We start from the raw sequence: 25,298 nt of genomic DNA, 5'->3' as shown, positions 1-25,298 counted from the left end.
CCTCCTTAATAAGGAGACAGCTTCTCTTCATCCTGTAAAGAAAAGCTGTCTCCGGATGTTCTATAAATATTTACATGTCATGTTATTTCTTACTTTTGTAACCATCATAGTATTTCTGCATGGTGGACAAGTTGTTATCCAGCCCCATCTGCTTAATGTTGCTCACATAGGAGTCCCATTCCTTGGTAACTCCCCCTTTGGTAACCCACTGTGAGAACTTAGACATCGCCAAATTAATCATATTCGTATTCACTAACACCATGTCATTGTTGTCTTCCGGGTTATATTTAATGAACATGCTTGGTAAAATATCGTTATCCTTGTCAATCGCACTGAGGACCGCCTGCAGCGGCTCTGTCTGTTTGCCAACAGATTGCATATCAGTACCAAGTGTCAGTTTCAATGAATCGGAGATAAAGGTAGGTCCATTATCCGCCCAGGTTGATGTCCACTTCCATGTGCCTGGGTCCATTTGGCTGTCAGCAGGCGGCAGGACCGCGTAGCTTCCATCTCCATTATCTTTGATGTTCGTACCAAGTGATCCGAATAGTACCTGCATACTAACTGTAGGATTATACAGCTCATTAATAAATTTCATTGCCGCTTCTTTATTCTTGGACTTAGCAGACATGACGACCATATTGCCGCCAAAATTCAGTGAGTTTCCGTCATAGTCATAGGACAGCTTGATATTCGAATCAGCCGACACTTTTAGCGGAGCGATCGACTCGTATTGCGGAGCTAAGGTGTTGCCGAAGCGATCCGTTACTTCCCAACCCCATGAGAAGCCGACCTTCGCTTTGTCCCCGCTGCCGCGCGCAACCGATTGGAATTTGGAATAATCCTGCGTGAAGGCTTCCGGGTTAATTAAGCCAGCCTGCCAGCACTTATTCATGAATTCCACGAACTGTTTGTATCGATCATCCACAAAGTAATTTTTAATCTGGCCACCCTCGGTGAAATACCCTTGACCACTACTATCCGTTAATGTAATACCTAAGCTGCCAAGCAATATTTGTGGCTGAAAATAACCAAATCCCGTCGTCCCCACCGGAGCGAAATCCATAGGAATTTCATCATTTACATCACCGTCTCCATTGGCATCCTTCTCTTTGAACGCCAGGAGCACATTATATAATTCATCCCAATTGGTCGGCTCCTTAAGACCCAGATTGTCTAGCCATTGTTTATTGATATATTGTCGACTTACCGTATCCGGCCAGAATCGTTGATATTTCGGTAAACCGTATATTTTTCCATCTAGCTGTGTAGCGATTAATTGGGTCTCCGGCTTCTCTGTAAACATCTGTTGAATGTTAGGGCCACCTGTTGAAATGAGTTCGGTTAAATCCTGAAAGAGGCCGGTGAACTGGGCAAAATCAGCATCCGTGATCACATTCGGTCCTATAAGGATATCCGGAATATCTCCTCCGGCTAACAAAGCGCCTTTTTTCTGATCCCAGTCTGCTGAAATTTCTTGCCACTCAATATCAACACCCACTTGCTCCTCAACCTTGGTCAACCATTCCATTTTGGAGAACTCTTGCGTAAGTGGATGTTTTAGCATGATCCCTTTTAGTTTTACTGTACCGGTTGTAGAATTCGTTGACGAACCTGAATTAGAAGAAGAGGCACCATCATTATTCCCCCCGCCACCACACCCCGCAAGAATTGTTCCAAATAGGCTAAGTGCTAATACGGGCGTTATTACCTTAGACAAAGATTTCCTCATACAACGAACCTCCCTTTTTTTTGGTTTAAAGCGTAGGGTCATGGTGCGAGGCAAGCAACGGAACTACACCTTATTGCTTCTTGCTGCCCACATTTCACATGACGGCTACAACGCAACTTTAAACCGGGATCGAGGCGGCTGTATACGAACAAGAATTTAAGCATTCGCAATTTTTGAAAGCGTTAACAAAACGGCGTTTTCGGGTGTTTATTTGAATGCGTTTTCAATTATTGTTGACGTTCAAATTTGGTTGAGCATAATAATCCTCATACCCGTGTTGGTATATTCTGTACAGTACTGGCAGTCCCATTTGTTTCAGCTGATTAATATACTGATCCCATTCTTTATCTACAGTTGAATTCATAATCCATTCCGCAAATTTCTCATCGACCAGTTTAAAAATATCTGATTTCGCCAAGGCCATTTCATTAAGCTCCTCTGACGAAAATTTAATCATCGGATAAATGTCCTCTGGTTTAGGCTCATAAGCTTTATAGATGCTGTCCAATTCTCTTCGTATCGTTACCGCGGGAGGAACAATCGTTTTGTTCTCCAATGATTGCGAAAAGTATAGCGGACCATTATCCACGAGCGCATTCGTCCATTGCTGTGTATCTTGATCACCTTCTGGAGCGGGAACTATGGTATACATGCCGTCAGGCTCCTTAGTCACATAATCAGGCATGGAGCCGTAATAGCCTTGGATCGAATTTTCCTCAGTGTAGAATTGATCAATCCATTGAATGGTCTCGACAGGATGCCGATTAGCTGTTGTCATGCTAAACAGATTGGTTGTTATTCTAACGCGAGAAGGACTCGTTGGCCATAATGGCTCCACCTTACTACTGCTACGCAGCGGTGGCAAAGCCACATATTCATCGGCCCATTTACCAACGCGATCTGTTAATGACCAGCCGAAGGTCACACCAACCGTTGCCACATCGTCTTGTTGTGCACTCGCTTTCATCCCGGAATAATCTTGCGTGAACACGTCAGGGTTGATCAGCTTTTCCTTCCAGAGCTCTGCCAGGTAAGAGACTAAGCTCTTATACTCCTCACTCTCGAATAAAAAGCGAATCTGCCCTTTCGTCACTCCGATCATTTCTTCGGTGAAATTATCTGTCACTCCATAAGCCCCAAGTAAACTAGTCACACTAAATAAACCTCTGCTCCCCAGACTTCCTCCAGCACCTGCCCACCAGTCCATTCCAATCTCATCCTGCTTCCCGTTGCCATTGGGATCTCCATTGCGAAAGGCGGTTAATACCTCGCGCAGTTCATCCAACGTAGTCGGTTCTTTCAGTCCAAGCTTATCCAGCCATTTCTTATTAATCATTAAGACATTATAACTATCTGTATTAATCGGTCTTACACCGGGAAGAGAATACATCTTCCCATTCGGAAATGTACTCACCCGCTTGGTTTCGGGAACTTCCTCAAACATTCTCTTAATATTCGGGGCATATTTATCGATATATTCGCTAAGGTCTACGAATTTATCCTTATTCGTGATGATATCCTGATCGTTCAATCCAGCCAAAAAAGCATCAGGTAATTCTCCGCTTGTCAGAGCAGCGCTTTTCGCTTCTTCCCATCCGTTACGTTTCTGCAGCCAGTTGACATGAATTTTTGCATCAGAAGCAATGTGATTCAAATAAGGAATATCCCGAAGATTCTTGGATAGCTGATGTGTAGGTGTCATCACGCTAATCTGTACCCTGTCTTGCGGCTCTACATTGCTCTCTGAAGCACGGTCAGACTCATTATTCGCACTGCATCCATGAAGCAGTGTAATCACCGGTAGCATACATACAACTACAACCCATGGTCTCAATCCTCGCATATTGAATCCCCCCATAGCTTAATCAGCAATAGACAAGAAAATATTCACTTGTTAAACAATCTGAATTGTCCAGGTGTGACTCCTACATGTTTTTTGAAGGCGCGAATAAAGCTGGAAGGGTTAGTGTAGCCTACCTTACCTGCAATCCAATCAATGGTTTCATCGGAATGGATAAGCAGCTGCTTCGAATGATTGATTCGGCGCCCATCCATAAAGTCTTTAAAGTTCTGCCCGGCGTTCTTCTTGAAATAGTGGCTAAAATTCGATACCGACATTCCAAAGTGATCAGCAACAGCTTGTAGTGAGAAGTTGATATCGAACTGATTCTCTTGAATATATTGAAGTACTTCATCCAATGCAGCAGCCTTAGAGGAAGTATGCGTACTAGCCATCAATTCACATAATATGTCCGCGCTTTTCTCTAAAATCTCAGTGATCTGGGCTACCGTAATGCGATTATGAAACGATGTGATCCCAAGCTGCTCCATATTCCCCTGATGCTTCAAACGGATCAGATTGTTTAATATAATGGTCGAGATATTTACAAATACAGCCCGAATCATATAAGGAGGCGTTCGATCATGTTGAAGAAATTCAATGAGTCGATGAACGGTGTTCTGCACTTCAGTAGCATCGCCCGTCATGATGAACAACTCCAACGATTGAATCGTTTCTGCGGGATAAGGTACAGGCTCATTCCGCTGCAGCATCAAATCGTGAAAGGACAGGATGGAATCTTCATTCTTGATGCGCAAATGTTCGACTGTTCTAAGCGCATTAATATAGGAAGCATGAAATTCCCCTGGATTGTCAACGGTATTTCCTATTCCGATCACAAGCTTAGCGCCAGTAGCCAATTCAATCTCAGCCTGCAGCTTCAGGAACATCTCCCGTAATGCTTGCTCTGCTGTATGTGTGGAAATAAATAGAATATCATCATTATGAATGCTCCGAATAAAATATCCTTCCAGTGCATCTTCGGGTTGTAATTTAATGCTCTTCACGATTTCAAATACTTGATCGATATCCCCAATCACATTGATGACAACAGTCGTGCATTTTGCATTCGTAAAGGTGATGCCATAAGACTTTGCCTCTAGCAGTATGTCTTGAAGTGATGAGTACTGGCCACTTATGATTTCATATAGAATATTATCACGTAACTTCGGAACGATGCTTTGGACATTCAGATCTAATTGTTCTTTTGACTGGAATAGATTCTGGATTGTGGAGCGTATAATATCAAACTCATTGCCGCCACTCTCCGCGTTGCCTTTAAATGCATGCCTGGAGAATTGAACAAGAGACTTAATCGGGGCATAATTATTACGGATGGATAAATAGATGATAATGATCTCTGTGAGCAGGATTGATATAACCAGAATAATTGTGTTGCGCTGCGTTTCCTTCGTCTCCAAAAGTACCGATTCCAGCGGATTCATGCTTATGTATTTCCAGCCATTCTGCTTGGAAACGGTCTGGGAGGCCATATAAGCTTCTCCGTCATAATCAATTTCACCGCCTGATGGCGATGTTTGCAGCTGCTGAATAAACTGCTTGAAATTCGCATCACGCAAATCATCACGTTGGTTGAGTGAGAAGATAGGGTTGTTATGTTGATCAAGAATGATGAAATCTCCAGAATAGCTATTAGACACTGATTTCATCATTCGCTCGATCGTATCATGCCTGATCATATAAATGACGCAGCCTTCAGATTGATCGACGCCTAGAGGAAGAGGAATCATCAAAGTAATCATCTTAACGCGGCCTTCCCCAAGTATGGTAACATCCTCTGACGGACGAACTTGAATCGAGTTGATTACATTGATCGCTTGGCTGAACTGCTCTTGACTCCAAGAACTATATACATATCCATTCTTGGAATTCATAAAGCGCTCCAGTTCATAGATATACCCTGTACTTGAGAACAGATACCCACTTTGTTTGATATATAAGAAAGTATCATTCAAAAGGGTATCCGTTGTTTTATATTTCTTCATCTCATTAGCCACGACGTATCGCTGGTATGCATCATTTTTTAATAAAGATAATTTGATCTCAGCATTAGCTACAATCGATGTAGGGAGAGAATAGATCGGACGCATAAACAGATCCATACTGCTGGCTACTTGCTCGGTAATATGTGTATTCCAGTCCAATATTTTATTCTTCACAATCGAATTGGAATATGGATAGTAATAAAAAATAATAACAGAAAGCGGCAGCAACAAGACAATGATATATGAAAGTAGAAATTTCCATAAAATATTTATTCTAAATTTACGCATTCTTACCTCCATAATCATAATCACTGAGTAGAAGCTACTACAATGTACAGCTATACTCAGTGCATCTACTCATTCCTGTAGCTCAACAACGTCAACCGAGTTGGTCAAATCCGATGTTCCTCTTGCAAGCCACGCTGCATAAGCTCATAAGTAAGCGTGTTCAATCTCTTACCGAGTTCTAACACTCTTTAGCTTTACTATATGGAACGAAGCAACTCCCCTGCCAAATGAGTTCACTTCCAGCTCTCCTAAAGATTTCCTCCCCCCCTTATCCCTCCCACTTGTTAAATTTAGGCTAAATAATGATTGGTCCAAACAAGATTTACATTTCTATTAATCATTTAACAAATCTATATATGAATACGGTTACATGGCTAAAGTAGCACATGCATTGGCGATTGTAAATACCGAGACGTAGTTCATTTAAACTTATTCATATTTAATTAAACTAAATTTGCAATACAGTAGCTTCCAACTTAAAGATGGAATTTCCACGTACAGTGACAGCGAGGAAGAGTTCGTCATAATGCCCTTCTCCTATCCATATACATAATATGAACTACATTGATCGACCCATCTATTTGAAGCCAAACCCCATTTCGTGAGGGTTTATTCAGGTTGGATCTACAGAATTATAGGAGGGAGCACAGAATCATGCCAAGCGAAGAAATTAATGCGCTGGAGCGGGCGATTGCTGAAATTACGGAAATAGCTACTGGCTTCGGCTTGGATTTTTATCCTATGCGCTATGAGATATGCCCTGCCGATATTATTTATACATTCGGTGCTTATGGAATGCCGACTCGATTTGGTCACTGGAGCTTCGGAAAGACGTTTCACAAAATGAAATCCCAATACGATTTCGGGCTGAGTAAAATATATGAGCTCGTCATTAACTCCAACCCTTGTTATGCCTTCCTGCTCGACGGGAACTCGCTGATTCAGAATAAGTTGATCGTCGCACACGTGCTGGCACACTGTGATTTTTTCAAAAATAATATGCGTTTCTCCATGTCCAACCGGGATATGGTCGAGAGCATGTCAGCTACAGCAGATCGGATCGCCGGTTATTCAGTAACGTATGGTACCGATGCTGTGGAGAGTTTCATTGATTCAGTGCTAGCCATCCAAGAGCATATAGACCCCAGCCTCATCCAGCCGCGCAAGCTAGGTAAGACCCATCTGCTGGAAGCCAAAATGAGAGAACTCAAAGACGCCCCTCCTGGTGGCTCTAAATCATCTAATCCGTACGACGAGTTATGGAATCTAGACAAGAGTAATTCTGGACCACAAGAAGCAACCTCTGGAAATCGTGCGTTCCCACCAGAGCCGGAAAAAGATATCGTCTGGTTCATCCAGCAATATTCCACGGTCTTGGAGGATTGGCAAAGAGACATTATGACAATGCTCCATGATGAAATGCTCTACTTCTGGCCGCAAATGGAGACGAAGATCATGAACGAAGGCTGGGCTTCGTATCGCCAAGGTGCTTAAGTATCGAGGGACAAAAAATAACCGGTCGAGAGTGTATCTCGCCGGCTGATTGTGTTTGTTATTATAGACTGAATAGTGTGTTCATAGGTACTTGTAAATCTTTAAAAACGATGGATTGGATCGTTTCCCTGCTCCGTATATAAATGACGTAATTGGTAGCTACATCCTGCAGAGCATATACGGAGTGACGTACGTATTCAGGTAACAGTTAATAAACTTCAATTTATTGAATACACTAAGTATGTACACCTATACAGAAGTGTAAGGAGATGGCGAGTATGATTGACTATAAGTCGCTAGGCGAATACATAACATTTAGCCGCACGGCGAAAGGGTTAAGCAAATCAGAATTAGCAAGGCGAGTTGGTATTACACCACAGTACATGAGAGATATTGAAGACAATAGAACAATACCATCTGAGGAAAAATTGGAATTGATGGTTAATGTGCTTGATATGAAAGAAGTGGTTGCCTTTAAATTGGCGGATAAACTGCCATTGAGAATTATTAATAAGGCGAAGATGGATTATTTTGGTGGTTGATTTCGAAAGAGATTGATCTTGTATTCCATCGTTTCTTGGAGCCTATGCACTTTCCGTACAGTTCACCACGCTTTACCGCTTCGATCAAATCATTTGTTGAGTAAATTTCATCTTGGTGTATATCCTTTTCAGAGTCTTCAATCATTTGTCTGATTTCGGGATCAGAATCCTGTTCGTCAACGGGATTACACATTTCATACTCCGCGATAACGGTTCCGTCAGGAGCTTTCAGACTAAAATTCATCACCTTCACCCTCCTCAGATATTTTCATAGTAACATCGTAAGCATTAGCTTTATCCTCGAAATCATAGCATATCCCATGTTGTATCTCATTAGCAGAATACGGCTTCAAATTTGTGAAACAGGATTAAACTGAATAACACTTTCGCTTTTCGTTTCCAGATGTTTCAGCCACAGTTCCACCAACTGCTTACCATTGATGAGTTCAATGTCTAATCCTTCAGCATAGGTATATGCATTATGTGTAAACTTACCCGTTGTCATCACATATCCACCCACGGCATCCTGCTTCGTGGTGGGGTTTGAAACTCACAACAGATGATTAAAGCATTAGTTTTGTATACTAAATGATGAAAAAATCTAAAACCAGACTATCGCCTAATGTCTATATTTTAGGTAATTACTCAAAATCCTCAAATAAAAAAGTCATCTAAGTCTTTATTACTTTTAATAATTTTAGAATCGTTAACCCCACATAGCTTTGCAAGTGTAATTGAATGTTCAGCTTGCATTATGGATGAATTCTCACTCGAAAAAGTTTCTACGATTTCATGAGAAATTAACTGATATTCTTTCTCGATCTGTAAAGTGAATTCTTGAAGCAGAATTTCGAGAGAAACATCCAATTGCTGTATCCGTTCATAGAACTGCTGTATTACTTTTCTTTCTCTCGGTGTAACATGGTACAGTATTGCTTCTTCAAATTTACTAAGTAGTTCTGAAATAACCGGTCCAAGTCGAATGCGTAATTCTCTTAACACCAACATTATTAATCTTGCCCATGCTACATAATTAAGGTGGAGAATAAATGTCATCACATTTCCACCTTTAATTAATCCATGAACAGCAGCGTCTGTACCATCAATTAAACACAAAACACCGTTCCCTACAATTAGCATAATACGTAAATCTGCATGTTGTTTGGTTGGAATGCATTCCGACCAGTCTTTTTTTTCATAGAATCTTTGACGAATAACCCATATTGCTCTAATCATTAATTCTTCAATTAGAACGGGTATTGCCATAGCAGCACCAAATCTTAAGTCATAACCTTCTTGAAATACTCGCGTCATTACTACAGCAAGAGTTTGTCTATCTTTTCCAACTTGAAATTCTCCAAAATCACACAATTGAAATAATTCCATGAACGGGATTGATACGCCTGTACCACGTCCTAAGCTACCTAATCCCCTATTTCCTGAACTACCTGCCATATCTGACATTATGTGTCCAAGCCAATTGCAGAAACCAGAAAATATTTTTGCAATAAAATTCCCACCTTTAAGCGGTGATTTTAGATCAGTTGTATCAATCCGGATCAACTTACCATCGCTTAAGAAACTAGATGTGTTCATAAATTGGTCTAATATAGAAAAAAATAAGCCAATTGGATCCGGCGAATGTGATAATGATTTGTAGTGGTGATTCTTAGGCGCCATATTAAATAAATCATTAACTTCGCTTGTATTTTTTTGATCATAATTAACACCATAATTTCTTTCAAAAAAACCAATTGCTGAGGCTATATTATTTTCATTTCCAGATCTTGGATTCCAACCTGCAAGTTTTGCTGCCTTTTTCACAAGTTCATCTGCTGCTTCGTCTGTAATTTTCCCTAATTTACTCATTCCCGGCGCACCAACAAATAAAACGTCTATCAACCCTGCTGCTGCACCACAAAATGCAGCTATCATATAGTCATACTTATCACATTTTGCACGAGCCCATTCTTCTTTTTTCACTTCAGCCGGTGTAATATACCAACTTTCATCCATCATGTAACGATCTCTCCAATTTTTTGGGACAATGCCTCAGAAGAATTCATCATCTTCCTTAGATTATTTTTATCATCTTCTGTAAAACGTATGTAATCCTTTAAACCTAACTGTGACATTACAATAATTAACTTACTAATTTCTGTATTTAATGAAATGGTCGTTTTTCGAATTTCTCCTACTTTAATATCTACTTTTTTTATGCGTACTGTTTCATTTTTAACAGTCCTTGTGCTTATTTCAGCTTTTTCTGCAATTTTCTTATTCTTACTATTAGCAAGAACCCCTCCACCAACTAATGCAGCTCCTCCTATAGCCCATCCCACAGGACCTGCGAGTGCAAGAAATGCTCCGCCACCCGCCATACCACCACCACCTGCAATCAAAGCTCCTCCACCGAGCCATGCCAAAGCAGCATTTGTTGCTGCCACACCTGATAATGTCGCAATGGCAGTTCCAGTCGATGCCGTGCCAAAAGTCATGGCTATAGCCATCGCAGCAGTTGGAGCAAATGCCGCTACTCCTGCACCTGCCACAACTCCTGCACCTGCCACACCACCGCTTACTTTATCAGCCTTTTTACTTTCCAGTTCTAGTATCTTTAAATCTGACTCGAATTTATTTCTCCTTACTACAATCTCACTAACAATCTTATCGTATTCCTTTGGTTTATTAGCGAGGTTTTGAATATAACCTTCCACTGCTTTCAAGGTTATTAATGCTTCCAATCTCTTTTGGTGCAAATCTGAAATATTCTTTACTGTTCTTTCATATGTACTTTGATATTCCTTATTTGCTCTCTCCAACACAGCTAATGCTTCCTTTTTACAACCTGCATTCAGCATGACTTATACTCCTCTTCATTTTTTGTATATTTTCACCATACATCACATTTCTTGATATTTCTGTTTTTGTTTTTTTACATCCCTAATCCAATCTCCATTCAAGTCAAGCAAATTAGAAGAAGCTATGTATCGCGGTTAATATGATCTCGGTCGATCTTGCTTGTTTCAACCATTATCATGTCTCCTACATTTCCCTCTCTATCCAATTGACAGCCGCTTTTTGTAAGATTTGCCGATCCTACAAAAGCGAACTTTTCATCTAGAAAATAAATCTTTGCGTGAAGATCCGGTAACCATCGTATTTCAAATCCATGTTGGCTAAGCAGTTCAAGCGCTGCTACATCCACGCTTCCATTCACTTATTCAACCCCAGGCGGCACCGTGACAAGAGAACGCTTTTTGATTTTAGTAGGTAGACTCCTAATTAATTCATTAACAGCTGGCAAAGTCACATAAGGCGAAATAATGGTAATAGAACGGGTAATTTTCGCTATTTGTTCAACTATTGACTTATGGAACGAACTTCCCAAGAACTGGATCATAGAGATTAGCCTCCTCACAGCAATCATATCCATCGATAAATTACCTTGCATTATTCGACATGAAAAATAAATTACCTGCAAGCAGCCTTGATTTCAGGCACAAAAAACCGACTCCCGAATGAGTCGGCTGTTGATCAATATTTAAGATTGCGCTTCATTGCTCCGTGTTTGAACGAAGTAATCACGTATCGTTCACCGTTGTCCAGCACTTTATAGGACACGACATAACGATCTACGATACAATAATAGGTATTGGGATATTCACGTGATGGCAAGATCGTCCCTATACTGATAACTTTATCTTCTACGCGTCGAATGAGATTGATCTTGTATTCCATCGTTTCTTGTTCTGTGTAATGATCGCTCTTGATTTGATGGAGCCTGTGCACTGCCGTTTCGGTCCATTGAACAATCAATTACAGTTCACCACGCTTTACCGCTTCGATCAAATCATTTGTTGAGTAAATTTTCCCTTGATTTATATCCATTTCAGAAGCTTCGATCATTTGTCTGATTTCGGGATCGGAATCCAGTTCGTCAACGGGATTATATACTTCATATTCCATACCAGCGATACGAATAAATTCTTTACGGTCTTTATGATAGGATTCGATAACGGTGCCGTCAGGAGCTTTTAGACTAAAATTTATCATCTTCACCCTCCTCAGATGTTTTCGTAGTAACATCGTAAGCATTAGCTTTATCCTCGAATTATAGCATATCCCTCGTTGTATCTCATTAGCAAAATGCGGCTTTAAATTTGTGAAACAGGACTCAATCCAGTAATACTTTCGCTTTTTGTTTCCAGATGCTTCAGCCACAGTTCCACTAACTGATTGCCATTAATGAGTTCAATGCCTAATCCTTCTGCATAGGTATATGCATTATGTGTAAACTTACCCGTTGTCACCACATATCCACCCACGGCATCCTGCTTAATCATCTGTGAATGAATAATTGCGATGGGATCAAAACCAACCGGATTAAAATCGTTGTAGCACTTTACTTGTCCCAGGTATAGCCCCTCATCAGTGTGTTCTAGAATGTCAATCCCAAAATCACCTGAGCTTCTTGTAACTAATGTAGTGCCACCGCGCACAGACTTCATGATATCAGCTACAAAATACTCGAATAGTAAAGGATCTTCCTCTTTATCCTGCTCCAAATCCCGTTTAAAGCGATTAAACAGACCAATACGAATCGTTTCCTTCATATCTTCATGAGATGAGAACGTATCGAGTGCATTCATTCGGTAGCTCTCCAGCAACTTCTTCTGATCGAAATACAAATATAATAAAAAAGCCATTGCTATGAATAATATGCTAAATAACATTGTCATTTATACCACTCCCTCTAGCTCTCATCCTGTCCACTTCATTGAACTTTCAACCATATGAACGGATGGATAGGGATCACCCGACCGACTGCTAAATATGGATGGAGAATTCGGTATAGTCAAGAAACTAGACTTGTACACGCAATTAAGTGATTAACTAATGAGTAATACTATACGGCAGAAAGTTCCTAGCAAATGAAATAAAGCTAGGCTGCGATGAGCAACGCCTAGCTTTGATCTGATCCATTAAAGATCGAGTTCCCAAAAAGTTATTAGCTACTGTACTTTCTTTCCTGGTTTTGTTTGTAAGTCAAACCATCGGAATCTAGCCATTCCATCGGTCCTGCTGCGGATCGTCCTAATATTACCGCAGCAGCGGCACTAATACTTGAGAAGATTGCATTTTCTTTAAATACATACAAGTTATCATTATCTGCTAAGACATTCGTTGCAACTAACTTTTCTCTGAGCTTGAGATAACCTTCAGGCATTGAATTTTGCACCTGCTTCAAACATTGCGAGTTCTCTAATACAACGAATCCTTCTTCAGTTTCAATCAGCCTTGCTTCTGCCAACTTACTTTTTAAATAGTACATCTTTGAAGACTCAGACTGTTGTAACTCGCTTCGAACATCGCTTGATGGTTTATATACAGCTGGAACAAGGAACATAAAATTAACAACAGGCAGAATTAATTTGATTTGTTCCAAATAATATTCCATATCAGATCGGTCAGCCTCCGGCAACGTGGCTAGTTCAGGATTCACACTATTATCAATTTCAGCAGCTTTAGCTTCCCGAGCTAATCCAATAAGCTTGGATTCAAGATGCTTAATATGTGACTTCGTTAACATTTCATCTTTGCTTACAAACGCTACCAGTTCAACAAAATCTTTCTCAGAATTGGCAAGATGCTGCTTTAATCTCTTCTTGAGATTTTCCGCCTCTCCAATATAGACACGTTCATTAAAGTTATCGCTGTTAGGCATGGATTTGAGAATATAAACACCAGGGCGCTCGAATTCATCACGGTCTAATATTTTAGATAATGAAGACCGCTGCGAGTAGATTGCTTTCCCAGACCAATTGCCTATCTCGATCGTTCTTGGACCTGTTGCCAACCCATCGATTAGAAATATTGTAAGTTTCTTTCCCATTGAGATCTCCTTTTAACCTATTACAATTTCTATTTATATTATACTTTCAATTCAATATTGTCTCCCTAATTTCTCACTTACGGATGAATCTATCACTAGGTCTGCTTTGTTTCCCAGTAATACAGATTTTAGCGATGCAATTGCCTGATTTTTTAACGCGAGGTCCGTCCTCCATCTACGTGGATGTGAATAGTGTCCTTTATTATCAACCGCACATACCAAACGAGATATGCCCTCCGACCAAGTGCGAACTTGTTGCATCTCCTGATCAAAAGCACCATTTACAAAACCCATAATTACAAAATTAGCTTTGTCACACTCATTCATAAACATATCTCTACTATGAGTTATTGGATCTTCAAGCAACGTTAGATTGGTAGATGAAAGAGCTTTTTTAGCTCGATTGTGATATATCTCAGCCTTTTGACCATCTGGCTGACGAACATTAGAAAGATTATACACTCGCAATATCCCATTCGGTTTAGAGCGTCCTATAGCTTCATAAGCGCTGTTTATCACTTCAATAACGTTCTGCATAGAAAGATCAGGAAAATCACTAGCCTCAAAAGTATCCACCGAACCTTTACCGCTCTTAAATGCTTCCCATTCCGGTACTTTATTAAATTCAAACTTACCGGGATTAGTCATAACGACCATACCCAGCAACTCATTGGATTCTCCAAAATGAATTTCTGTAGTGTGCCTTATTAATAAAATCTCTTCTTCATGCAACACTCGAGTCATTGAAGCTGTAACACGTTCTGGATATTTTCTTACCATACGCAACCACCCTTCATGATAATTTATGACTAAATGTAAATCTTAATGACCTACATAGAAAAACAGGCTGTGGGGTGTCATTGATAACTAATTCTAGTGTTTCAGCACTTCCTAAATCGGATTATGTTCCGATTACTTTTTTTACTTTTCGATATTTAAAAAGTTTCAATTTAAACATTCAGTGCGTTTTTAATGTCTTTAATGTATTCAGGGAACAAACGCTCTTGATACGCTGCGCAGTTTCGTTCTTGCAAAAGGTGCTTTAAGGGCAGTAAATGCTCATTGGTTATAAATTGCAATCGAGATTCGTTTCTTAGCGGCACATCCGAAAGGCTACTCGTATAACTCTCAGCATCAAAACGCCACAATACTAATTTATGTCCAAGCCTGCGACTGACGTTCTCGGCAATAATAAGACCGTCCACATCGTGGTCCCCGGAATAATAAATTACATCAGCGGTTTGAGACAATTTATCGAGCATCTTAAGCGAAGCCAAACTCAATTGACCATGCGTGCATAAGATACTTGGAAAGTTATCTTCTTGAATAAAACATTCAACAAGACTAGAAAACAAAGAGGAATTTTCTACAATAAAAACGGTATTTTGATAAGTTTCAACTCGCTTTAAACGAAGCACATCGCGAAGGGGTAAGTTGATAAATGTTTTTTCCTCAGTAGCGGCATCCAGCATAAGAAATGAAGAGTCATCACTCTTATATCCACGAATTCCGAAACACGACACTTGGTTAAGAACATCGTCTCTCCAAATACCAAAAAAATTTAATATCTCAGTCATTTCTTCGGCTCTAGGTTGCGATTCGTAACTTTTAACATCATCATTTTCCAGTAAAATTTGAAGAAAAGAAATAAAAATACGTCCCGCTTCTGTATCGAGATCCAGAAAGTGAGGATTTCCATTGATTTCAGACGCGAACAGCGGAAGTCTGATCGGTTCATCCAAAGGAAGTTTGGAAATAGCAATAAACACAGAAGGCAAAATGGAACCTAATAACAATTTATCTCGCTCATATAACAAATGCACCTGAGCGCTTCCGAGAGACCTTGATTGAATTCGGTCGTAAATAATATTGCCCAAAGCACTCTTGTAAGGCAGGTAGCTGTTTTCAAAAAAAGAAAACTTAACGGAGCTACGTATTTCTCTTTCCTTTTTGTTAGTTAAAATCGGTTTGCCAAAATAAGATTCTAATAGGTCAAGGAAAGGGATGTTCCCGTACAGCGTTTTGCTGTATTCCTCAACAATTTTTTCAACAGAAATAGTAGCTACGCCATTAACTATTTTAAGCGGTTTGGCTAAAAAGCGTTCAATGGCGTTAACTTCATTTGGCTCTATATCTTTCAACTTCACGGTTCCGCTTAACGCTTGAAGACCTTTGTATCGCTTCAATATAAGGGGAAAGAGGCGGTCAAATCCTCTTTCCTCCTTGAAATATTGTGTGGCTTCTGCAATAGTTGGCATGGTTTCTTCCTCGTTTACATGATTTAGAAAAGAACAGCTTGTTCGTTTACTATTTCAATCGTATCTTCCGGCATAATGTCATCGAAACTATCAGCGATTATGTTTTTTTGAATGCCGTCCCACTCGTATTGAGTGGTGATAACGTAGCTTGCGTTTTGCGGACGGGACAAGTCGTAAATAGAAAGATGTTTCACTTCAGAAAAACATCCCCACAATGCTTGCGAATTCAAGGTATAGTCAAAATCAAACATTTCGATAATCTTAAAGGTTTCTTCTATGTTGTTATCGTCAACGCCTGCGAAAGCTTCGTCGAGTGCAAAAATACGCGGGGCATCTTCGCCGGCGCTTTGAAGTCTAGCATCGACAGCAGCAAGTAACGGCGTATACATCGCGAGCGCCTTTTCGCCTCCACTGAACGAGTTGAAATGCTTTGTCTGCATTTCTTTCATGGTTTCTCCTGGTTTTTCATACCTTATGATGATTTCATACCATTTGCGATAGTCCAGAACGGATTTGATTACCTCCAAGAACTGCACTTTACCGTCAGCCTCCATGATTTTCTTCGCCGCATTTACCTTCGAACGGAAATGCTGAGATATACTGAGTCGATCATGATCGGCTAGTAATTTGGGGTCGCGTTCGAGCAGTTTGACCAAATCTTCGGTTTTTAGTTCGCCTTCCTCTTGCTTGGTAATCGGTTTCCATTGGACTTGGAACCTCAAGCCGCTTGAATTTTTCGCAAGTTCCATAAAAGCACTGATGCGATTCACCCAATCATTAGCACTACGAATCTTGTTGCGAATCGTTTCTCCAATGGAATTAATCATAATATCTTCGAAGAGTTCGCGGTCTTTATCAGTGAGTGTTTTCTTTTGCATATTAACGTAGCCTTCGAGTTTCGTGCGTAATTCAGATGGTGAAAGCGTACGAAGTTCACCTTCAATTTGAAGTTGAAGCGTAATTTTCGAGAACTGCGCTACCGATTTTAGCAGTTCTACGTTTGCTTGTTCCTCTTTTGGAATGTTTGTGAAGTTAACCGTGTAAGGAACAGCTTTTAATTCCGCATCGTATTCAATTAAGCTCATGCTGCTTGCTGTAAAATTTTTTGTCAATTCAGTATTTACTTGAGACTTTTCCTTTTTGTCGAGCAGAGCGCCAAACTTGTCGTGAATTTGCTTCGCCATCATCTTGGTATCCAACGTTTCATCAAGCTCATATTCCGAAACATTTTCTCGTACATCTTGGACAAAAATCACTTCCCATGACGAGCAAAGCTCGTTGTAAAAATGAATCGTCGATGTATGTGAAGGCAGGGATTCAACCATGGTTTCAATTTTGTTTCGAATAACTCCTACATCCGTTGCGAGTTGACTTATTTCAGCCGGCAAAGATTGAAGTTTCGCAATAACCTTCGCGATGTGTTTACGTACTTCTTCGGCACCGCTTAGTTTCAGTTGGTCATTAAGAGACTGTATATATTTCGATGTTCGGTCTATCTTGTTACGGATGGTAAACAATTCTCCCCTATATTCCTCGAGTTCGTTCTCATGATCTTCCTTGTTCTCTTGTTCCGTGCGAAAGGAATGACGTTTATCAACAAGAGAGCGGAAATCGCTTTTGATATTTGTCAAAAGGAGTAAATACGCGCTCGTTTGTTCAACGGCTTCCGAGAATGCTTTCTCTGTAAGTGGCAGTTTTGTGAAAGCAACCATAGCTTTAACAGTCAACAGTAGCCCTTCTAGTTCAGCGGCTAGTTTTTTATGTTGCTCCATCTTGTTATCCAATTCGGATTTGACGATATACGTAATAAAATTCTTTTTTTCTTCGTACTGATTCTTTGCTGTTTTTAACGCATTAAAGAACGGGAAAGAAGAAAACTCATTTGCAATCTGTTGCTTCGTTTCAATCCATGCCTCTTTTTGCGAATGAAGCTGTTCGAGTTCTTCCTCAATAGTTGCAATTTCTCCTTGAATACGGACAATCTCTTTTTTACGAAGCAATTCACGAGCCGTTTTACCAATAAACTTTGCGTCGCCAAAAGAAGGAGATGTTCCTTCTACGATACCGGTTTTAAATTCGCCGGTAGCTGTGACGAAAGTTTGGCTTGTATGGTCAATCGAAATGCCCATTAAGATAGCAAGTATATCGGTATCAGAAACGTTGTCACTTGAAACAGGGGTCAAATATTCGGTCAAATTACAGTCACATTTGTTGTTGCGTGAGAGTACAACACTGTTTGTTTTGGCTTTATCGTAAGCATGAACAGGAACAATAACTGCGTTAAGCAAATCAAGCTCAATAGCGACCGACTCAATATTTGCTTTCGTTTCCTCACTCAAACCTTCTTTAAACTCAACCGCCGCCCAAAACGGGATAAAAGGAATACCCATTTCAGTTAGCCCTTTGAATTGCTCAGTCTTAGCGTCAGATATGTATGGCTCAATTTCTTTGTTATTTTCAAGGTCAGTAAGAGTAGCTTCGAGCTCCCCTCTTCTCAACTTCAAGGAATCCATCAGGTTTTGAAGTTTAATCGACTCCAATTGTGCATGTTCAACCTGAGCATCTTTCTCAATCAAAAGCGGACCTTTCAATTGCTCGTCCGACACAGAGATCAGGTACTCCGGAAGCAAATCGAGCGTTTCTTTTATCGCCCCATTGCTTGCGGTCAATGTGCGAAGCGACTCAACCCACACCGACAACTCTTTCACGCTCTCTTCTCTCTCCCAATCATAGGTGTCAGCAAGTTCCTTGAGAAGTTCGCGTTCTTCATTGTACAGGCTATGTAAACGTTCGATTTCGGATTTAAGCGCATTTGTTTTTTCTTTATGAGACTCATATTCTTTAATCTTGGAGCGTGTTGTCTGAAGTGCGGAAAGGTATTTTTTCGAATCCTGTTCCCAAATGGAAAAGTCATAGGTAGTATCATCGGCACATTTTTTAAAATGAGTGAGGTGCTGAAGGTCATCAAAGCCGGTATCTTCGATCATATCTTCGAGTTCTACTAAATAAGCACCTATTTCTCTTTTTGCAGTGTAAATTGCATCTTCGAGTTTCCTGATTTTTTCAATCGATTTCGTAACCAGGTCGTTTTTTGTGTTATAGCGCTCTTTTTTTGCAAGAGCTTCTTTTGACATCTGCGTCAGTTCCCGTTCAGCTTTATCTAGATTGCCTTGCAGTTTAGCTACCTCACCGCCCCGATATTCATCATACTCTCGGTTTAAAACTTCGAGTTCATTGCTTTTACTTTCCTTTTCGGCTTCCATCGTTTCTTTCTCAGCCGATTTAAGGTGAATCGCATTTTCCATTTCCATAAATTTCTTGACGTGACTTTCTAGGATGCGTTTATTGTCGAGATAATACTTTGCTTTCTCGGCAAATACGTATCGCTTATATTTGGCATATTCAGTTGCCAAACTTCTAACCGCTGCCAAGTCCTGCTCATGTTTTTCGATGGTTGCTTGAGTTTTGTCCATGGATTCAACAGTAACGGTAAGCGGAGATATTTCCTTGTCCGAAATGGGCATAAGTGAGTTGTGTAGAACTTCTTTGAGTTTGTTTGGACCCGCTTCACGCGACAACTTCGGGCTTTTTAGCTGCGTCAAAACCTCCGTGAACATCTCTAGATGCGAAACATCAGGGAATTTGAACAAATGGCTGTTAACGAGCGCGGCATAATGAGATTCGTCAACCACTATGCCGCTGTTACCTACGGCTTTAACAAACTCCTCGCGGGTCAGAGGCAGCCGTTCCCATTTTCCGTCCAACTTTTCGCGTTTGTAGACGGGAAGGGGATTTTCTCCTTTGTTAATTCTACGGGAAGGGTCGTGAATCACGAAGCCCCACGCATTTTTTAGGCGGTTGTCTTTGCGTTTTGAATGAAGACCAAAACCGGTCGTCATATATTCCTCGGTCTTCTCTCTTTTGTACTCAATGGCGATATAACCAATCCGCTCTTGAATATCGCGATTCACCGATTCTTCGCCTAGCAGGATTTCATAGAGTTTCCTCGCCGAGGAACCAAAAGGGTCTAGTCTTGATGGGGATTTATTCCCGTCGAGTAAAAATGTGAAGAGTGATTGCATTGTAATAGATTTTCCGGAACCATTGTGTCCTCGAAAAAGAATGCAACCATTTTTAAATTGATATACTTTGTACGGATAGTACCAGTAGTTGCACAGTATAAGCCTGTGAGGTTTCCATCGGTTAGTTTCTTTTTTGAATGTAACCATGAACTGAGCCCCTTTTAGGATGTTATTTTTTCATCGAAGCGAACCGTAGCGTCATACAGCATGAGTCCGCCATCATCTAGCGGGCGAGCCAAATTCCATTTATACAGAAATTTCGTAATGGTCGTAATTAATTCATGAACGCTTTGGGATTTTAATGTGGCTGTCCATTTACTGCTTTTTTGTTCGATAAGTGTACGAACGATGTCTTCTATGTGCGCGACAGATAGTGAAATGTTTCCATTTGCCGTAGAAATAATAGATTCATCAATATAAAGGCTGCGAACTTCGCTAGCAAATTGAACGACCAAGTTGGATTCCGCATTGTCGGCTGGAAAAGTAAATTCGTTTCGCCGACTGCTTCTTCGTGTGAGCATTGCAGTGTTGAGATATAGTTCAAAATTCATATCATAGAATTTATCCGCGTGGTCTCCAATATGGTGACCGTAGGTGCGCAAGTAATCAAACTCCATCCCTTGAGCTTCATCTTTATACATTACCGGCTCCAAAAACAGTCGCCGATACATTTTGTGTTTGGTTTCGATACCAAGTCCTTTCTCTTGCTCCGTTTGCATCGAAATGATATCGTCTAGTGTATTTGCCTTTGTAATATCGAAGCCGAAATTACGAATAAAATATTTACCAAGCCCCGTGCTCTTCAAAAGGGCGTCGTTGGAATCTGAATTTCGAAATCCGTCCAGTTCTCTGTCGACCACAATAATTAGATGTCTGCGTTCCGCCTCTTTCAAAACGCGGATTACCGATAAACGATTGTAGTACCCTTCTGCTTCTTTCCAACTGATGAGGGTCGTTTCAGGGAGTCCGTCTGAGCCGATTCGTTCCGGAAAATACGCAACGATTGCTTCGCAAACATCCGATATTGTAAATTGCTGTGTCGTTTTCCCTTCTAAGAAAGCGAGCAAGCAGAAATAGAAAACATAGTCTTTGTTTTCTTTAAAATCTTCGATGCCCATATCCGGTTGCGGCGTAAGCTGAAATTTCTCTAGCTTCGCAAAGTCGCTTCCTACAACGAGCTTAAACCGGAATGTATCTCTAAAGTAGGTTCGAAGCTCATGTTCGTATTGTCTGATGTAAAAAAAGAGCTCTTCGTTTTCGAAACGCAGAACCCAAAAATCATCCAACAGCCGCTGAATACATTCCAAGTATTCATCCGTAAGTTTCTTCATCGTTTATTTCACCTCGCTAAAGGTAAATTCGTAATCGGGCAATTTTAGTATCCCATCAGGAGAATGCAATTCGATAATATCTTCACTCACTTGCGCGAGCTTAAACTTAACGCCATGTTCCGTTCTTCCTTCGCAAATGTTCGAATCTTGCGTCTTGGACAACATCCCTTTGTTAATCCAGGTCAAGATAGCGCTACGAATGAATGGCTCAACAGTACCTAATTCACGAAGCGCCAAATAGTTACAATCCAGCAGCTTTTTTATTGCTTTTTCTTCATAATCCCGTCGCGCCTCCAGCATTCGTTTACGTTGCAACGCTTCTTCGTCCATCGTCGGAACTTTCAGGCTACGCTTTGTTTGTTTATCCGTAGGCGACTTTGCACGGTATTTAATATCCACTTCCTCTGGCTGACAATCCCAGATCGTATACTTAGTAGAGTCTGTTTCTTTTCCGTTTGTTTTGAAATGTTTGATGTTATCAAACCCGAAAAGAAAACTAAATAATTTACCTGCCTCTTCCAGGTTGTTTTGTTGGTGCACTATTTTAGCCAGGTGCAAATAGTCGGTTTTGCGATTGCGCGTATAAAATTGCCGTTCAGCAGCTTGCTGCGCAAGTTTCGTAACACGCACAATCGAACTATTCGTTCGTCTTTCTAATTGCCGCACTTTACTTTCTTTTGCTTCTCTAGAGATGAACCAGTGCGTGACACCTAGCCAAATTTCGTCGTACGCCATTTCGAATTCACTGTCAGGAATAACCTCGGTCTTTGGAATTGTGCGTTGAAATTGAATCAAATATTTCTTCAAAACAGCAAATCCCGGACCTTCAATATCCCGCAGGAGCTGCTCGATGTAAGGCGCATTTCTCTTTAGTCCAATAATGAAGTTGGTTAAATACGCTACAAATTCGTCTTTAAAGACGATAAAAGCGTCCGGTTGTGCCATAATCGCCTCTAATTTTTCTGCATTGATATGGGACATATACGTCGAGGCATTGTTATCTAATTTTAAAAATTTATCGAACATATCTTCCCAAACTTCATTTAGGTAAACTAAATCGTCTTTATCCACGGTTTTCCTTCGGCTAAAATCACGAAGTCTATGCAGTGCGTTGTAAAGCTTCTCTGGAAGTGTCGGCTCCAATGAGGTACCGATGCGATGAAAGTTTTTTTCGAATGACGTCAGCATTTTTTCGATTTCAAAAGTAAAGTCCGTCAAGATAAATAATCTTCGATTTCTTTTGAACTCATCGATGCCTTCGACTTCAGTGTTATCCGGAATCTCTGTCAAATTGTTACTCTTCACAAGTGCGTTTAAATCCGCGAACAACTCTTCTATGTTGTAATCACCGAACTGAGGGTATTGTATCAAATAATTAAAAATTTCGATTGGTAAAACTTCGGTATTAAAAATACGTTTTTGTTCGTACATATATCTTATGATTGGACGATAACGGTGCGTTTTTTTCGTAGACAAATAGGATGCTTCCTTCACATCCGAAAACAAAGTTGCGTCCATACGCGCCTGCCTTTCATCTCTTTAGTCTATTGAAAATAGGTAATCATATATAGTTAAATAGTACCATCTTTTCACAATGGAGGGAACGTATCCTCGACTATAATATTTGTCTATTCGACATTAGCCCCATTTACTCGTCTTGCTTTATTAAGATTTTAAATTAAAAGGACTGTTTCGAAATACCAAAAAAAGCTAAGCTGCCGATAAGCAGCCTAGCTCGATCTTATTCTACTTCAGATAGTGAAATATATGCCACAGGATTTCCCGCCCCAAATTTCTTTAGCAGTTGATCTTGAGCAAGTTGTAATTTTTGAATAATGTCAGAGCTTGCCACCTTACCTTCAAATTGCAGTCTCCCTTTAAGTTCTCCTTCTTCTACAACTACCCAACTAGTAGGTTGATAAACACATTCGACCTTTCCCTGATTGATACCTACTGCATACTTAATGTATTTGATACGCTTCTTGCTCATTCTCCAATGCTTTCGTGTAGCTTCATAATGATCTCGGTCTTTAAGACCTTTATGGATTTTAAATAATACGATTTCTTCTTTCATCTATGACATCTCCATCCTATGTTTATTACTTACAGCTTCCAGATCCCTGCTGCGATGCCAGCTAGATTTTCTGTCCGTTCCTGAATTGTTGCGATATCCCATTTCGAGTAATTCATCAGTTGTTTAGTCATTACGATCAATGATTGCTCATAATTTTTCTTTTTTTCTTCAAAAGGATTATTGGATGCTGAGATGTTTAAGCTTGAACCAAGTAGAGTCAGATTCCCAATTTTATTAACATAGACATCATGTAAATCTGCATCATTCCCCAAATACGTCTTCCAATCCCCATATTCTTTTTTGCTGCTGTTAGACTTAATCGATTTTGGCATTATATGCTCGATATGGACAAGAGATCGGTTTGCTATACTTTTTTCTTTACTGAAGTTTACATGGTAATCCTCAATCCGTTCCAATATGTATTTACATTGATCATCTTGCCTGAAGTTCTTCGTTTTAAAATTAGCAACGAAATCTGCGTCCGATGGAATATAATCAGCCCTAGTCAGTACCCCTTTTATATATTCTACACAACTAGTGTCAACTGGAGTATTGAGCGCCAAATGATTAAATATTGAATCTAAGTTGTTCGTCGACCAACTACAAATAGCTCGTCTCAATGCAAATGTCTCAATTTGGTTAAGAATGGATACAAGTTGCAGTTCAGTCACTTGGTTTTTAAGTAATTTCAACAAGAGTGTATAGCTGGTCGCTGCCCCAATTGCGTTTATCGCTCGTAATTTTTCATTAACGGATGGATACTTTGTAGTGGCTGTACATATTTGATTATAAAAAACGGCGTACTCTTTCAGTTCATCTACCATATCTACAATAGAATCTGACTTATCAACTACGGTTTTGTATCGATCATATAATTTATTAAACGAAAATACGCCTTCAGTTTTGGACAACAATACTTGTCTAAAGAAACGGAGATGATCCAACTGTCCAACAAGTTCAACTATTTCATCCCAAGTCTCAACGATATCATCAAGTTCATCTTCGGAAGTACGAGCAGCTTTACTTAAAATGTAATTTTTAATCAGGTCTGCTGCCGAGAGAGATAATCCCCGATCATTCAGAGTTTCAAATAATCTAAATGCATCCTTATGAGACATCACCTGGATTAAAACTACCTTCAATGATCCAGTTATCGTCTTTGCTAACTCGACCAAATCATTTTGCTCGGAAAAAAGACCTCTAAAAAATTGATACGCCGAATACATATTCGAATTCGTCATCTCTTTTATTTTCCGATCAACAATTGTTGCAAAATCATCCCTGTCTAATTTACCTGGTATAAGCTTCGGCAAGTTTTTATTGAACATGGTAGAACTATGTAAATATCCATGAAGAGCCTCTCCGATCGATACTTCCTGTACTCCTCCGCTCTGGATCAAACTGTCACGCAAAGCAGCAATAAGCAAGGAAAGCGTAGTTAATCGTTGTTGCCCGTCAACTACTTCAAATTGATTAATTTCAATATTATGCTGAGGATTAATAACCACTATAGAACCAAGGAAGTGATCTTCCCCAACTTCTATGTTCTGAATATCATTCCATAAATCCATCCATTGATCTTTGCCCCATAAATATCTTCTTTGGTATACAGGGACAATAAACTGTTCATTTCCAACCGAAAATAAACGCATTACCGACATTTCATTAGCTTCTATGGTTTTCTTCAATTATAATTACCTCTCTCTAGTTCAATGGTAATAGATTAATAGGGAACATTCGACATCGCCGCCTTTA

21 protein-coding genes and 1 pseudogene are annotated in these 25,298 nt (G+C 40.1%); 2 read left to right on the top strand and 20 right to left on the bottom strand.

What is annotated here, in order from left to right; genetic code table 11:
• Window positions 1-82: 82 nt before the first annotated feature.
• The 3 genes from R50345_RS08675 to R50345_RS08665 all read right to left on the bottom strand — a co-directional run bounded on the left by R50345_RS08675 (window position 83) and on the right by R50345_RS08665 (window position 5,866).
• Entirely contained in the window at window positions 83-1,732 is a 1,650-nt protein-coding gene (locus tag R50345_RS08675) for an extracellular solute-binding protein (protein ID WP_042125755.1), read from the bottom strand.
• Window positions 1,733-1,955: 223 nt separating this feature from the next.
• The gene (locus R50345_RS08670) at window positions 1,956-3,575 is read right to left on the bottom strand and encodes an extracellular solute-binding protein (protein WP_042125753.1); all 1,620 of its coding nucleotides are present in this window, start codon (window positions 3,573-3,575) and stop codon (window positions 1,956-1,958) included.
• Window positions 3,576-3,619: 44 nt separating this feature from the next.
• Window positions 3,620-5,866: a helix-turn-helix domain-containing protein gene (locus R50345_RS08665; RefSeq protein ID WP_042125751.1), complete on the bottom strand. Its 2,247-nt coding sequence runs from the start codon at window positions 5,864-5,866 to the stop codon at window positions 3,620-3,622.
• 654 nt (window positions 5,867-6,520) lie between these two features.
• On the opposite strand from R50345_RS08665, the pseudogene R50345_RS08660 reads away from it, so the two are divergent.
• Together R50345_RS08660 and R50345_RS08655 are read left to right on the top strand one after the other, a co-directional pair.
• Window positions 6,521-7,345: pseudogene (locus R50345_RS08660) on the top strand (SpoVR family protein); the annotation flags it as partial.
• 293 nt (window positions 7,346-7,638) lie between these two features.
• On the top strand, window positions 7,639-7,902 hold the full coding sequence (locus R50345_RS08655) for a helix-turn-helix domain-containing protein (RefSeq protein WP_042125749.1): 264 nt from the start codon (window positions 7,639-7,641) through the stop codon (window positions 7,900-7,902).
• Here R50345_RS08655 and R50345_RS08650 read toward each other — a convergent pair.
• The 17 genes from R50345_RS08650 to R50345_RS08570 all read right to left on the bottom strand — a co-directional run bounded on the left by R50345_RS08650 (window position 7,868) and on the right by R50345_RS08570 (window position 25,231).
• Window positions 7,868-8,146, bottom strand: coding sequence for a hypothetical protein (locus R50345_RS08650; protein WP_231574099.1), 279 nt, complete (start codon window positions 8,144-8,146; stop codon window positions 7,868-7,870). The two genes, R50345_RS08655 and R50345_RS08650, sit on opposite strands and share 35 nt — an antisense overlap.
• Before the next feature lie 105 nt (window positions 8,147-8,251).
• Window positions 8,252-8,407: a restriction endonuclease gene (locus R50345_RS30725; protein ID WP_081954038.1), complete on the bottom strand. Its 156-nt coding sequence runs from the start codon at window positions 8,405-8,407 to the stop codon at window positions 8,252-8,254.
• Between the two features lie 149 nt (window positions 8,408-8,556).
• Window positions 8,557-9,921, bottom strand: a complete 1,365-nt coding sequence (locus R50345_RS08640) for a hypothetical protein (protein ID WP_052414527.1) — start codon at window positions 9,919-9,921, stop codon at window positions 8,557-8,559.
• Entirely contained in the window at window positions 9,918-10,763 is an 846-nt protein-coding gene (locus R50345_RS31880; protein ID WP_042125747.1) for a hypothetical protein, read from the bottom strand. Before R50345_RS31880 ends, R50345_RS08640 begins: the two co-directional genes overlap by 4 nt.
• Before the next feature lie 122 nt (window positions 10,764-10,885).
• Complete coding sequence (locus R50345_RS08630) at window positions 10,886-11,122, bottom strand: phospholipase D-like domain-containing protein (protein WP_042125745.1); 237 nt, start codon at window positions 11,120-11,122, stop codon at window positions 10,886-10,888.
• Window positions 11,123-11,305, bottom strand: coding sequence for a hypothetical protein (locus tag R50345_RS08625; RefSeq protein WP_042125743.1), 183 nt, complete (start codon window positions 11,303-11,305; stop codon window positions 11,123-11,125). It lies immediately after the preceding gene.
• A 134-nt stretch (window positions 11,306-11,439) separates the two neighbouring features.
• A complete protein-coding gene (locus R50345_RS08620) occupies window positions 11,440-11,721 on the bottom strand; it encodes a type II toxin-antitoxin system RelE/ParE family toxin (protein WP_042125741.1) in 282 nt (93 codons plus the stop codon).
• Window positions 11,722-11,958: a hypothetical protein gene (locus R50345_RS08615; RefSeq protein WP_231574097.1), complete on the bottom strand. Its 237-nt coding sequence runs from the start codon at window positions 11,956-11,958 to the stop codon at window positions 11,722-11,724.
• Window positions 11,959-12,059: 101 nt separating this feature from the next.
• On the bottom strand, window positions 12,060-12,644 hold the full coding sequence (locus R50345_RS08610; protein WP_081954037.1) for a restriction endonuclease: 585 nt from the start codon (window positions 12,642-12,644) through the stop codon (window positions 12,060-12,062).
• Between the two features lie 269 nt (window positions 12,645-12,913).
• Window positions 12,914-13,798 (bottom strand): GIY-YIG nuclease family protein, encoded by an 885-nt coding sequence (locus tag R50345_RS08605; protein WP_042125739.1) that lies wholly within the window; start codon window positions 13,796-13,798, stop codon window positions 12,914-12,916.
• 51 nt (window positions 13,799-13,849) lie between these two features.
• On the bottom strand, window positions 13,850-14,578 hold the full coding sequence (locus tag R50345_RS08600) for a hypothetical protein (RefSeq protein ID WP_042125736.1): 729 nt from the start codon (window positions 14,576-14,578) through the stop codon (window positions 13,850-13,852).
• Window positions 14,579-14,748: 170 nt separating this feature from the next.
• A complete protein-coding gene (locus R50345_RS08595) occupies window positions 14,749-16,056 on the bottom strand; it encodes a DUF2399 domain-containing protein (RefSeq protein ID WP_042125735.1) in 1,308 nt (435 codons plus the stop codon).
• Between the two features lie 23 nt (window positions 16,057-16,079).
• Complete coding sequence (locus R50345_RS08590; protein ID WP_042125733.1) at window positions 16,080-20,285, bottom strand: TIGR02680 family protein; 4,206 nt, start codon at window positions 20,283-20,285, stop codon at window positions 16,080-16,082.
• 14 nt (window positions 20,286-20,299) lie between these two features.
• Window positions 20,300-21,469, bottom strand: coding sequence for a TIGR02678 family protein (locus R50345_RS08585; RefSeq protein WP_042125731.1), 1,170 nt, complete (start codon window positions 21,467-21,469; stop codon window positions 20,300-20,302).
• Between the two features lie 3 nt (window positions 21,470-21,472).
• Window positions 21,473-22,945: a TIGR02677 family protein gene (locus R50345_RS08580; protein WP_231574095.1), complete on the bottom strand. Its 1,473-nt coding sequence runs from the start codon at window positions 22,943-22,945 to the stop codon at window positions 21,473-21,475.
• Window positions 22,946-23,210: 265 nt separating this feature from the next.
• Window positions 23,211-23,543: a hypothetical protein gene (locus R50345_RS08575; RefSeq protein ID WP_042125728.1), complete on the bottom strand. Its 333-nt coding sequence runs from the start codon at window positions 23,541-23,543 to the stop codon at window positions 23,211-23,213.
• Window positions 23,544-23,572: 29 nt separating this feature from the next.
• Complete coding sequence (locus tag R50345_RS08570) at window positions 23,573-25,231, bottom strand: DUF262 domain-containing protein (RefSeq protein WP_042125726.1); 1,659 nt, start codon at window positions 25,229-25,231, stop codon at window positions 23,573-23,575.
• Between the last annotated feature and the right edge of the window lie 67 nt (window positions 25,232-25,298).

This window comes from Paenibacillus sp. FSL R5-0345 (assembly GCF_000758585.1).
Taxonomy (GTDB): domain Bacteria; phylum Bacillota; class Bacilli; order Paenibacillales; family Paenibacillaceae; genus Paenibacillus_AQ.
This window is presented reverse-complemented; position numbering and strand designations above follow the sequence as displayed.